General features: G+C 43.7%; 11 protein-coding genes. 4 read left to right on the top strand and 7 right to left on the bottom strand.

The features are described 5' to 3' along the window. Window positions 1-73: 73 nt before the first annotated feature. Window positions 74-913 carry a crotonase/enoyl-CoA hydratase family protein gene (locus D1814_RS14920; protein WP_118493631.1) on the bottom strand — a complete coding sequence of 280 codons (840 nt, stop codon included), beginning with the start codon at window positions 911-913 and terminating at the stop codon, window positions 74-76. A 138-nt stretch (window positions 914-1,051) separates the two neighbouring features. On the opposite strand from D1814_RS14920, the gene D1814_RS14915 reads away from it, so the two are divergent. Then, on the top strand, window positions 1,052-1,657 hold the full coding sequence (locus D1814_RS14915) for a TetR/AcrR family transcriptional regulator (RefSeq protein ID WP_118493628.1): 606 nt from the start codon (window positions 1,052-1,054) through the stop codon (window positions 1,655-1,657). Between the two features lie 226 nt (window positions 1,658-1,883). Here D1814_RS14915 and D1814_RS14910 read toward each other — a convergent pair whose 3' ends face one another. After that, window positions 1,884-3,536, bottom strand: coding sequence for a GMC family oxidoreductase (locus tag D1814_RS14910; RefSeq protein ID WP_118493625.1), 1,653 nt, complete (start codon window positions 3,534-3,536; stop codon window positions 1,884-1,886). Between the two features lie 212 nt (window positions 3,537-3,748). Here D1814_RS14910 and D1814_RS14905 point away from each other — a divergent pair, with 212 nt between their 5' ends. After that, complete coding sequence (locus D1814_RS14905; RefSeq protein WP_118493622.1) at window positions 3,749-4,501, top strand: DUF1439 domain-containing protein; 753 nt, start codon at window positions 3,749-3,751, stop codon at window positions 4,499-4,501. Here D1814_RS14905 and D1814_RS14900 read toward each other — a convergent pair. From D1814_RS14900 to D1814_RS14890, 3 genes are read right to left on the bottom strand one after another with little or no spacing between them, the layout of a single operon-like run. Next, window positions 4,498-5,937 carry a wax ester/triacylglycerol synthase domain-containing protein gene (locus D1814_RS14900; RefSeq protein WP_118493619.1) on the bottom strand — a complete coding sequence of 480 codons (1,440 nt, stop codon included), beginning with the start codon at window positions 5,935-5,937 and terminating at the stop codon, window positions 4,498-4,500. The genes D1814_RS14905 and D1814_RS14900 overlap by 4 nt on opposite strands. 10 nt (window positions 5,938-5,947) lie before the next feature. After that, window positions 5,948-6,613 carry a TetR/AcrR family transcriptional regulator gene (locus D1814_RS14895; protein ID WP_118493616.1) on the bottom strand — a complete coding sequence of 222 codons (666 nt, stop codon included), beginning with the start codon at window positions 6,611-6,613 and terminating at the stop codon, window positions 5,948-5,950. 55 nt (window positions 6,614-6,668) lie between these two features. Then, window positions 6,669-7,877 carry a DUF445 domain-containing protein gene (locus D1814_RS14890; RefSeq protein WP_118493613.1) on the bottom strand — a complete coding sequence of 403 codons (1,209 nt, stop codon included), beginning with the start codon at window positions 7,875-7,877 and terminating at the stop codon, window positions 6,669-6,671. Window positions 7,878-8,294: 417 nt separating this feature from the next. On the opposite strand from D1814_RS14890, the gene D1814_RS14885 reads away from it, so the two are divergent. Both D1814_RS14885 and D1814_RS14880 read left to right on the top strand, forming a co-directional pair. Continuing rightward, the gene (locus D1814_RS14885; RefSeq protein WP_118493610.1) at window positions 8,295-9,755 is read left to right on the top strand and encodes a DUF3336 domain-containing protein; all 1,461 of its coding nucleotides are present in this window, start codon (window positions 8,295-8,297) and stop codon (window positions 9,753-9,755) included. Window positions 9,756-9,833: 78 nt separating this feature from the next. Next, window positions 9,834-11,267 (top strand): hypothetical protein, encoded by a 1,434-nt coding sequence (locus D1814_RS14880; RefSeq protein WP_118493607.1) that lies wholly within the window; start codon window positions 9,834-9,836, stop codon window positions 11,265-11,267. Between the two features lie 154 nt (window positions 11,268-11,421). Here the strand turns inward: D1814_RS14880 and D1814_RS14875 are convergent, their stop codons facing one another. Together D1814_RS14875 and D1814_RS14870 are read right to left on the bottom strand one after the other, a co-directional pair. Beyond that, window positions 11,422-11,784, bottom strand: coding sequence for a hypothetical protein (locus tag D1814_RS14875; RefSeq protein ID WP_118493604.1), 363 nt, complete (start codon window positions 11,782-11,784; stop codon window positions 11,422-11,424). A gap of 51 nt (window positions 11,785-11,835) precedes the next feature. Continuing rightward, window positions 11,836-12,054, bottom strand: a complete 219-nt coding sequence (locus D1814_RS14870; protein ID WP_118493601.1) for a hypothetical protein — start codon at window positions 12,052-12,054, stop codon at window positions 11,836-11,838. Window positions 12,055-12,478: the final 424 nt, after the last annotated feature.

Below are 12,478 nucleotides of genomic sequence, written 5' to 3'. Positions count from 1 at the left end.
GCTCGGGCCCTTAGATTGCAAAGCTATCATGTGCGACAAAAGCTATGAGATTAGCGCGCTCTCAAACCTACACTTACGAATTCATTTTCTTAATCGCTGGGTGTAACGGCGGATAGTCCGGCAGTGTTTTTGTTTTCTGCGCTTCCATGGCTGTAAACACATCTTCCATTTGGAACATGCCCGCTTGCCATGTGGCCATATAGGTTAAGCTCTCTGCTACCGTGTGTTCTGTCGCGTAATTAATCATGGTCTTAGTGCCTGAAACCGCTAGCGGCGAATTCATTGCGATCTGCTCCGCTATTTTCATTACCGCTTCTAGCATTGATTCTTGGTCATCAAATATTTGATTTACAAAGCCGAGTTGCTGCGCTTCTGCAGCACCAAAGTTGCGCCCGGTGTATGCCAGTTCTTTTACAACGCCTATGGGAATAAGCTTTGGTAAGCGTTGAAGCGTACCGACATCGGCAGTCATGCCTAATTGGGTTTCTTTTATGGTGAAAAAAGCGTCTTGGGTGCAATAGCGCATGTCGCATGCACTAAGTAGGTCAACCGCACCACCAATTGCCCCGCCCTGAACTGCACTAATAACCGGCAAACGTGCTTGCTCTATGGCGGTAAAGCTATCTTGTAGTAACATCACCATACGACGCATGCGTTCAGCTCTGCGCGATGGGTCGCCCTTAAAGTCTTCTTTCATGTTCAGAAACACCGATAAATCCATACCGGCAGAGAAATGCTTACCCGTAGATGAAATAACAATGACCCGCGCTTTGGCTTCATCATCTATTTCGCGAATAGCCGCTGGCAACTCTGTCCAAAATTCTGGGATCATACTGTTCATTGCATCGGGGCGGTTGAGTACCACATGGGCAATATGCCCCTCTTGTTTTACTTCTAATGTAGAGTACTTCATGGTTTGCGCTGTCTCCTTGGGCTGTTCCTGTTAACAAATTTGCAAACTAGACAGCGTCAAGATAAAAGGCTATGTTGACACTGTCAAGATAAAACGCTATCTATTCGTCTCAATTATGAAAATGGAATCATTAGGTTTATGGCTAATGCAGTACAAAGCTACCATCATGGTGACCTGCGCAGCGCGCTGATAGAGGCCGCAACTGCGCGTTTGTCTGAACATGGGGTTGATAGTTTATCGCTCAGAAAACTGGCTGAAGACGCCGGGGTTTCACGTACTGCGCCGTATCATCACTTTAAAGATAAAAGTGCACTGTTAAGTGCTATTGCGGCGAAAGGCTTTAGCGACTGGCATAGCGCAGCTAAACGCATTTTCGAGCAAGAAGACAAAACGCCTAAAGCGCGCTTTCGCGAATTTGTTCACGAATACATTGGCTACGCTGCCGACAACCCAGAAATGTACGAACTGATGTTTGGCCGCACTATTTGGCAAAACCAAGCGGCGACCAACGACTTAAAAAACGTAGCATTCCCCTGCTTTCAATTTCAAGTGACGATGACCCGCTATTGGCAAGACAAAGGGCTACTTCCGAACAATCAGGATGCACTGAGACTGGCGCAGGTAACGTGGGGTACGTTACATGGTATAGCGCGTTTGCTTATTGACGGTATATACGCTGACAGCAGTCATATCGACGAAATGTGTGATTGTGCGGCGGATTTATTTATGCAAAAGCAGGTATAAACGTCTTATTAACGCAAAAACCTGCACACAGACTTGTGCTTATACGATGCCAAAAGCGTTTAACTGCCTAGAGCTTAGAAATAGCCTAGAGCTGAGAAATAGCCTAGAGCCAAAAAACCCAGAGCAGAAGAGTAGCCTTTAGAAACGAGCAGTACTGCGTGGTAAAACTGCTTCAAGCAAATGGATAGTTAGAGCAAGACAAGATCTCGCTCTTAACACTTTTCGTTTACGCCGATTCCGCTTTAGCTAAAGAAACAGGCTGTCCTTCGTGCGCGGCTTTAATAAACTCAGCAGCACGTTCAGCAATCATGACGGTGGGTGCATTGGTATTGCCGCCAATCAAGCTTGGCATCACCGAAGCATCTACCACTCTAAGACCTGCTATACCTCTTACCCGTAACTGAGTATCAACCACTGCCATCTCATCGTCATCACTGCCCATTTTACAGGTACCAATTGGATGGTAGATGGTTTCAGCTCGCTCACGTAAAAACTCTAATATTTCCTCGTCAGTTTCCGCATCTATTCCAGGGTAAAGCTCACTGCCTTCAAACTTGTCGAAATCTGGCGCCGATAGTAACTTACGGGCAATGCGCACCCCTTCAATCATGACCTGCTGATCTTCTTCGGCAGATAAATAATTGGGATCTATAAGCGCCTGATCAGCCGGGTGATTGCTTTGAAGCGAAATAGTGCCGCGGCTTTTAGGGTATAGGCAGCATACGTGTAGGCCATAACCATAACCAAAGGCCAACTGTCTTCCATGGTCGTTTAGAATTGCAGGTAAGAAATGAAACTGAATGTCAGGACCTTGTGTTGCTAAGCTTGAACTAACAAAACCACCGGCTTCAGCGATATTTGAAGAAAGAATACCTTTGCGTTTAAAAACGTAGTCTGCGGTGGCTTTCACGTAGGAAGGTAGCGCTCCGAATGCCACGGCATAACCTTCTCTGGCTTTACAAGTATATTGAACAATGGCATCTAAGTGATCTTGTAAGTTTTGACCCACACCAGGCAGGTCTTGCTGCACATAAATGCCTTTGTCTTCTAACTCTGCTCTTGGTCCAATACCTGATAGCATTAGAAGTTGAGGAGAGTTTATCGCGCCGCCACAAAGAATAACTTCGCTTTTAGCGAAATAGCGGTTTACTGCGCCCTTTTCACGTACTTGAACGCCAATTGCACGCCCCTCTTTTAACAACACTTTTTCGGCAGCAACTTTTGTTAAAACAGTTAAATTATTACGATGCTTTGCCTGCGTTAAGTACCCTTTTGCTGTTGAGCAGCGCTGGCCGTTGGCTTGTGTGACATGATAGTAACCAAGCCCTTCCCTATCGTCTCGGTTAAAGTCATCAAGCTGTTGGTAGCCGGCAAACGAGGCTGAGTTTACAAATGCGTCTGACAGTAGACTCGTATGTCTAAGCTTGCTAACGTTTAGCGGGCCGCCGGTACCGTGATACTCGTCAGCCCCTTCTTCGAAATTCTCTGAACGTTTGAAATAAGGTAGTACATCATCAAACGACCAGCCCTCTGCCCCTTCTTCATTGGCCCAGCGATCATAATCTTCTTTTTGTCCGCGAATGTAGCACATCGCGTTAACCGAACTGCTGCCGCCTAAGGTTTTACCGCGGGGCCAAAACAGCTCTCTGTCATACATTTCCTTTTGAGGCGCTGTATGATAACCCCAGCCGATACCTTCGAACCTGCTAAGTAGAGACAAACCAAACGGGATATGAATAAGTGGGTTAGTATCTTTTGAGCCCGCTTCCAATAGCAAAATATCTAACGCAGGGTTCTCCGATAATCGGGTGGCGAGCACCGCCCCTGCAGAACCGCCGCCTACAATAATGTAATCGTATTTGCTGAGTACTTCGCTCATTTCGCCAATTCCTTAAGGGCAGACTTTAAATGTTAATAAAACGTTGTGGTATGACCAGATTAGCAAACATCGCTTCATCAAGAAAAGACTTTAATTGTAAGATTTAAAAAATCTAATAATCCTGATAACTTAAGTGCTATGTCGGTATCTACGTTACGTTAAACTATCTAGCTACAAGCTACTGCCTAGCAAAATTAGGCTAAGAATACACCTTGACCAAAAACTTATCCTTCAAAGACAAATGCAAAGTCTACCTGGCACAATGGCTTGTGAAATGGGGTAAACTGACGCACGACGACTTTACTAAAGCTGAACTTCAAGAACTTATCAACGATAGTTTTCCTTACGCCTTCACCTTCAACATCCCTATGGGAAGTGGCACTGTAACCGTGCTTGAAGGCAACATTACATTAGATAATGTAAACAACCGTATCGGTCTTCAGTGTCTTGCGGCGCTTAATATAGTGGTGGCTTCTACTACTATTTATCGCGCTCATGTGGTGTTCACTGTATCGGCATCACCTCATTATGATAAAAATATGAACACGCTTTATTTAACCGGCCTTTCCACTGACAGTGTCCGTTTGGTTAACGATGATTACGCGCTTATTAAAGACACGCAGTTTTTAGTTTCGCGCTTCTTTCCTAAAAGTGTAAACACACTGCTTGGCGGCTCACTAAAGTCAGCCCTATCGCTTTTTAGCGCTGGAACGTCTGATATCGCGTCAGACTATTTACAGGTCTATTTAACGGGCTCAAAACAGGCAGTATTGGAATACCACATTCCCCATATAAATAAGGCGATAAAAAAGCAAATCACCCAAGAAGACTTAAGCCACACTATGCGTGAGGACCATTGGCGAGAGGTACTCTTCTCGAAACTAGGTCAAAACGTACGCGTAGAAGACGATATGCTGCGCTTCTATCTCATTGAATCGCACCAGTCTAAAAGCGATGCATGCTAGTGGTCTGACACAATAGAGACAGGCACGGTTTCCACCTGTTCACCAATATCATCAATGTTCAACCTTGGGTCGTCCACACTCGCTTCTAGCATGTCGAATGCCTCTTTAACGTAACGCGCTAGTGGTTGTAACGATTCTACATTTTTATTGCAGCAAACCAGCCCAACATTCGCAGTGCCCGCGTAGGTCATAAGCGTAATATTTACCCCGCCTCCAGGCGTCATGGTAGAAATGGGATAGCAGGCCAATAGCTTTGCATCTTTTAAATACCGTGTATCTTTTGGGCCGGGAACGTTTGAAATTAGAATATTGGCAATGGGTTTAACTACGCTAGATAGCTTTAACCATTCGAAGACCAGCGCAAGAGATTGAATAGCAATGGTATAGCCGCTAAATGCCGCAGGACGCGCATGCTGCGCTGCATTTTTAACAATACGATGATTCACCACAATCTGACGCAACCGAAGGTAGGGGTCGTTCTCGCCATGCGCTAGCTCCACCGGCACAATAGCTATTTTATTACCTGTGGTTTTCTCGCCGGGTTTACGCAAATTAATCGGCATATTGGTGAATAAGGCTTTTTTAAATACCTGACCATGATCTTGTAGCAACTTATGCACACCGATATCAAATGCGCATAGCAACACCTCGTTCGCGGTAGAGCGCGTGCGTCTTGCAAGTTTCTTTACTCGCTTGAAATCTAAATCCATGGTAGCCACGACTCTACCTGCTTTTACTTGTCCGGTCAGTACTGTTTTAGTGCCGGTAAAAGGGATAGGCATATAATTCGGATTTACCCGCAGCACTTTCATAAATATTCGAACAAAGATGATGAGCAAGTCAAACGCGGTTTTTATCGCATAGCCAATTCCGACTAAGCGCTTGTAAAAACTCACCGAGTCTCTACGCTTATGGCGAAGCCGCTTTACGGCCCACACGGGCGTAAACTTTGTTTCGTGAGAGTGAGAAACATAACCGGCCTGAAACCAACGCACCAAGGTTGCACCGTCGCCATACATGTGATGAACGCGGGCATAAATGGCAAATGTTTCGCTGTTATCGTCGAAAATAAAATGGTATTGCCACAAAGGTTTGTCAGGGTCTAACCGCGACGCATGTAACCTTGCAACGAAGGCGTCCAGCGCCTCTCGGTTTGTGATATCAGCCACTCGATGAATTTGAACATGATAGTCCATGTTTAGCTTTTTCACCGGCGCAAAGCCAACAGGGTAACCTAGCACCGTCTTTACCGCACAGTTGAACGGAGAAGTAGCCCGAGCAAAGCTTCTTATTTCTTGAAATAACTGAGGCACGTATTGGGTGCTTTTTGCCCCTTCCGGAATAGCGAGCAGCTGCAAACAAGCAACATGTTTTGGGTTCTCATCTGACTCTGTTATCCAAAATGACTTATCTAAGAAACTGAGCGTTTTTGCCATTACTATTCCTTTACGCGAAGTCTAGGGGTGACGGGGTTGAGGCATTTCTTACAAAGTCATGAGAGTGCAGCATCTGTTCTAGCTGGCGCTTTTGTTCATCAGACAGCGTCAGCCTTGGCAGTACACTCACCATCATCAGTGACAGAGCATGATAGCGCTGCATTGTGCTATCCGTATGACTGTTTAACTCGTCAAACTGGCAGGACTGGGTAATAATTAAAGATATCAAGTCCACTAATAGCGCCCTATCTGTATTTGAGGCAATAAGGACGTCTCGCTTTGACAGGGACTCAAAAAGAAAAGCTAATTGTTTATTTAGGCTAGATAGTATGTGCTGTCTAGAGCGCACTATACTAGGGTATTTCTCCGCCAAGTCTGCAGGACTGCGATAAAAAAAGCGAAATACATGGATGCTATCGATAAGCAGGTACAAGTAGTACATGATTTCTTCAGGCTGAAGCGTATCGAGTTTTTCTCGGTTTAACATTTTTTGCATTTGTTGTTCATGCATTTTCATTAGCGCACTAACAAGGCTGTCCTTACCTTTAAAGTGGTAATAAAGGTTCCCCGGACTAATATCCATTTCGACGGCGATATCGACACTGGTTACCGTGTTTTCACCGTGCTCATTGAATAACGTCAGCGCGGTAAGTAGTATTTTCTGCGCGGTTTTCATAGTTCAGTCCGATCCTTTGCCAACCCTGTGTGATAATTTTTGCTAATGCAACACCTTACATAAACACCAGATAGAGTTGGGCAACACCAGCTACCATACCCAAAATAGCGCCCGTTACGATGAGTTTCCACTCATCCTGCTGGTAAGCTGGGCGCAACACCCCTTCGAATTCTTCTACACTCAGCGCTTGCATGCGCTCACTCAAATCGTGTCCGATCTGCATAGCATTGTTCGCATAATCAAAGGCATAAAGTAGGTATTTATCGGAATTATCAAATATTTGACGTACGGCTAGCGCCTTCATTTGATGGTAGTTCTCTGATCCCACACCTAAAGCAAAATAAGGCTGTGCGATAGCGACATAGCGTTCAATAGCATCGTTAACATGTAGCTCTATAAGCTCTAAAAGCTGCGCAGAACCAGAACCGTGCAATATAACGTGGGTAATGTTTTTAGGTGTTATCAGCTTTTCCTCAATAATGCTTGAGTACACTTCTGATACTTCTTTTTGCCGCTTTAGAAACATGCCCTGAATAGTGATAGGTCCTAGTTTTCTTGGACGTTTGGGCTCGAATATAATTTTAATGGCAATCCAATTGGTGGCATAACCTACAAGCAAGCCTCCTAGCGGTAAAATCCACCATGCTTGAAAAAAATACCAAAGCAGCATGGTAGGTAAGCCGAACAAGAAACCGAAGTAGAAGCCAGAACGCACTATAAACGGAAATTCTTTGCTGCCGGCGGTTAAGAAAATCTCATTGACAAGTTCTGGGGTGTTAACCAGTTGTTCAACCACCAACTCTTTAATATCTAAAATTTCTGAAACGTTATGCTGGAAGTCATCCACCATTTTGTGGACCACATTGGGGATGTCGTTTTCGATACGCTGGTAAACTAGATTTTTGCCTTGCACAGGCAAAGCAGCCCAAAGTTGAGGCGCTGACTGGGCCATTACGTCATTAACAACTTTGCGAATAACCTGCCCTAGGCGACGTTCGATAGCCCTCGTCAGTTCGTCCGCATCCAAACGCTGCGCTAACTCTTCAACGCTTAGCAGTTTGCCTAAAACTAGCTCAACCTCAATCTCTGCCATTTCCCTGCGTTTTGCAGGAATGAGCCCTTGCCACCCCAAAAAAGGTTTAAAACCAACGAACTCTATGGGGTAAAACATCATTTTCACCGCCAAATAGTTAGTCAGCCATCCAACAATGGCGCTAATTAAAGGAATTGATAGCAGGCTTAGCGTTTGAAAATTCCATTCCATACGACAAAAAAGAGGTCCACATTATTATTCTCTTTCTCAGGCTACTGAGTGCTTATGAAATGGTCAATGTAAAAAGTAAAATTACTGCTAATTATTGATTGAAAACAACCTTCTGAAGATCTAATAAATAATGGTTACCACCTTGAGCTAAGTACAAAAGCGCCACGGAATTAATTAAGCAGAAGGGTTTAGGTAGTGAATTCTAAATTTACAACATAAACTCAATATGTGTACGAATCGCTGTTAATACGCTTATGCTTATGCTTATGCATGAATTTCGGCATACGCTGGCAGATGCGACTTACAGAATACAGCGTTCGAAATACGTATTTATCCTTTTGCTGGTGCTATCAGCGCCTGTTCGCTCGTCTTATAAGAAAAGGCAGCAGCGCTCATCAATTAAAATAGGTAATCGTTATGGCAGTATTCGATTTTCGGTTGAAAAAGCTTGAGCATGAGATTGAACATGCAAGCAGTTACGATGAATATGAAGCCGCGTGCCTTGCGCACGATGCGCTGTCTGGCGCTGACGAGTGGAAAGCAGAAGATGCTAGCGATGACTATGATTTTAAGCTTATTCGAAAGCGGGTTCAGCGCTTACAACTTGCTAGAGGTAAAGGTGATTTACCTGCACTGATGTCAATACTGCACGAAGGATTGCACGGCAACTTGGGCAATATTGCCAACCCTATACTGCTTACCCAGTGCAAAATTGGCACTAAATACCTTATTGAACAGTTTATTGATGAAGTAATATTGGCATTAGAACAGATCTATAATGCCGACGAGCAAGACGTAGACTTCTATGAAAAGCTGTCATTTTTTGACGAAACTGCGCACGCCTTCGGGCGAAGCTGCCTTATGCTTTCAGGAGGAGCTGGTTTAGGTTTTTTTCATGCTGGTGTGGTCAAGTCGCTAAACGAAAAGAATTTACTACCTACCGTAGTGTCTGGTTCTAGTGCTGGGTCAATCATTGCTGCGATGTTAGGTACGCGAACGCACGATCAGTTGCTAGAAGCTCTCAGCGCGGATTTTATCTACGAGACTTTCAAACATTGGCGAAGCTTTGCCGGTCTTGGTAAAAAAGGACTATTTGATAGCTCAGTACTTGAAAATGCACTGATTGAACTGTTCGACCTTACAACCTTTGAAGAAGCCTTTAAGAAAACTGGCCGCCACATAACTGTGACGGTATCTCCTGCCGACCTGCATCAGCACTCACGACTGTTAAATGCCAAAACCTCGCCCAATGCCATCATCACCCAGGCGGTGCGTGCATCTTGTGCGGTTCCCGTTATTTTTAGCCCAGTTCAACTTAGGGCTAAAACGCCAGCTGGTGAGATTGTGCCTTACATACCTAACCGACGCTTCGCCGACGGTTCGTTAATGGCTGACCTCCCCTACGAACGCTTGGCTCGGTTATATGGTGTAAACCATAGCATCGTAAGCCAAACAAACCCGTTGGCGGTGCCTTTTATTTCATCAAACCGCATTGATCCTAACTCACTATGGGATATGTCGGCACGTCACATTGGACAGCTAGCGAAAACCAATAGTATTTTCGCCATTGATATCATTGAGCGTTTGACTGGGAACAAGAGCGCCAAGCTAGCAATTCACAAAGTACGTTCTATTATTGACCAGCAGTATGTAGGCAATATCAATATTTTACCCAAGCGCCAAATAAGAAATTTGTCACAGGTTTTGTCTAATCCAACCCGTGAAAGCATTAGACAGCTGATCGTCAGTGGTGAGCGGGCGTCGTGGCCGCAACTACATGTTATTAAAAGAAATACCAAAATTAGTGAAAATTTACGGTATCATTTAGGTCAATTGAAAAAACGTGAGGCAGTAGAGCTTGGGCACGAGGTCAGGTAACCCGAGTGTCGCTTAGTCTGTCCTGAACTGCTTATAGCAAAGTAATAGCAATTCACAGCATCATTTGAAAGGAAGACGGTGAGCGCACAAAGCCAAAACCCCGATAGCATTTTTACCCAGCAGGTAAAACAACTCATCAACATGATTTATCCTAAAGACTCGGGCTACGGTTCGGTTTTTGAGGATGCCAGTCATTACTTTTCCCTCACCCCTTCTCTTGAGCAGCATATCGAAGACTTAAAAGCGCAGCTTGAGCGAATAGAAGGTAATCAAAAGAAAGAAGTATTAGCTGAACAGCTTGCCCAACAAATACAAAATAGCTCAGAAAAACTTGAAGAGGAACGCTTAGCGAGATTAGAGCGTTTGGACGCGGTAAGCACTAAAATTATCGAACTCTGTGAAGGCGATAACTGGCAAGAAACACAACAGCTAAGCGCCAAGCTGCTCGGGACAATAATGTTACTGACGCGAGGTCCTGAGGGCAACTTCGCTCGTGTGCATATGCGCTTCAAACCGCTCTACAAGGCTGTTTTAACGTTGCGCTTAGTAGATAGACTTTTAGAACACGACACAATTGCCCACAAATATTTATCAAAGTACCGCGAAGCCGCCTCTCGCTTTCGCGGAAACCGCTATTGGCGAGACAAATGGAAAACTGAGTTAGGCCGCCCTCTTATCACGGCAGCCTTGCTTCAAGACATTGGCTTGCAAAGCCCTGCTGCGCAAACCATATTAAAAGGTGAAAACGGCGACCTAGATGAGTTTCGTTTATTAGAAGAATCACAGCGAAAAGACTTACTGAAGCTGAACTATCACTTTACGTTACGTTACTTATCCGATGGTTTAGGACAGCCCAACTACATTGGTAATAACAAAGAAGAGAGAGACCGTTTCAATCAAACTCACAAAGAGGCTAACGAATTCTTGCTGAGTTTGGTTAAAGACGCCTTTGTGTCAAAAACCGGCTTGGGCGAGATTGTAAAGATCCCTCAAATTTACGTTTCCATTGTGCTTTCAACCAAGTCAGACTACTCACGAATAAGCTTACCCAAGGGATATTTACTAATTGAGCAGCTTTCGAAAAAGGGCGGACTTAATAAGCAATTAGCACAGGACTTTGTTGAACTTGTGGGCTACTTCCCACAAGGCTTTGGTGTTACTTATATTCCTGAGAATGAAAAAGGCCAAGAGAAAGACCAATATGAATGTGCCATAGTAATTGGACTGAACCCCGCGAACCCCGCAGAGCCTTTGTGTAAAGTAGTAACAAGGAACCAAAAGTACATTACCAGCGGTGCGCAAGAAGTCATTCCAAAAGGCAGAAACCTATATTTCCCTGCGAACAGAAAAAAGCTAATGCGCGTGGGCCAAGAAAGATTAGGCGAAATTATGAGCCAGCTGTCGAGCAATTTCACGCCAGATGCTATTGATGATTTAGTACCAAGCTTTTGGGAACCCTACGATTTCTTCGGTTTTAAAAAGCATCAGAATTTGTGGGCGAAGAACGGTTAGCGGGTAATGACTAGAAGTGAAGCAGTGCTTAGGGTCTTTTTTGAGAGCCTCTAATCATTCGTGAGTTTAAAAAGAGAGTGCTTCTCCCTGAACTTGTGAGTATAAACGGTGCAATAGAGAGTTGAATTCGTGCTCAATGGGTTAAATTTTAATGCTATTCATTTTGCAATACTTTCATATATATCAGCGATTTGTATATCAACACTAATATCAAACCAGCCAAGATTGTAAACACAATATCCATATAGTCTGTTGTTCCCCAGTCTAACTTAGCCTGCATAAACTCATAGACTATTGTACCAAGAATTAATCCTAGCAATATTTTCTTGAAAGCGTATCTAGTAAACATAAATGGCAAAGAAACAAAAAATACCGAAATAAAATTAGGCATTGAGTACAAAGCCGTGCTCAAAAGAATGTTTTCAGAAACAGAACTTCTATATTGCTCAACAAAACCGTCAGAGTATATTGCGCAAGGAAGACATACACATGCGACCAAAAATGCTTTGTAGTTCATTATCGTTCCGAGTAATTGTGGCCTGCTACTAGAAAAGCAGGCCAGCTAAAGTTATGGGCGATTTAACTCAAAGGTTCTGCGCAACCTTCTAACATTGTAATCGTAAGAAGACTTCATCGAAGCCCATGAGTTTTCGAAATATCGGTTAATTCCGGCAGCACCGCCGATACTTTCATATGTATAATTTACTGCTAAACCAATTCCGACTCCAAGAAGTAATTGATTGCCGCCGTTGACTTGAGCAATTTCCATCTCACATATTTCTTTCATTTTCGATTCCTTATTTAAATATAATTAGAGAGCTCGCTAGACTCTCTTACGCTGATAGTTTTCAGTTTACATATTGATGGCTCGCACTCAGAACTCATACTAATTACATAACTGAATTTAACGAACACCCTAGTGCTCGTCCTTTAAATAATTTAGTATTTTCATTATTAAATCAAATTCCCCCAAACCACAAATAAACTCTATAAAACAGTGGTTTAGATGAATTATTATTAACTCGTAAGAATTAAATAACTAAAAATAATCAGAAGGGATTGAATATAATTACTCAATTTCTAACTAACAACATTTGTGGCAGTATTTATCACGCCCTGTACGCTAGCCAATTTGCTCTAAGATATTCTTTCTTAACATTGTCAGGTTATTCGCCAGTTATCTCGAAGACGACCCACTTCATATTTTCTCT

It is taken from the genome of Alteromonas sp. BL110, from assembly GCF_003443615.1.
GTDB lineage: Bacteria > Pseudomonadota > Gammaproteobacteria > Enterobacterales > Alteromonadaceae > Alteromonas.
This window is presented reverse-complemented; position numbering and strand designations above follow the sequence as displayed.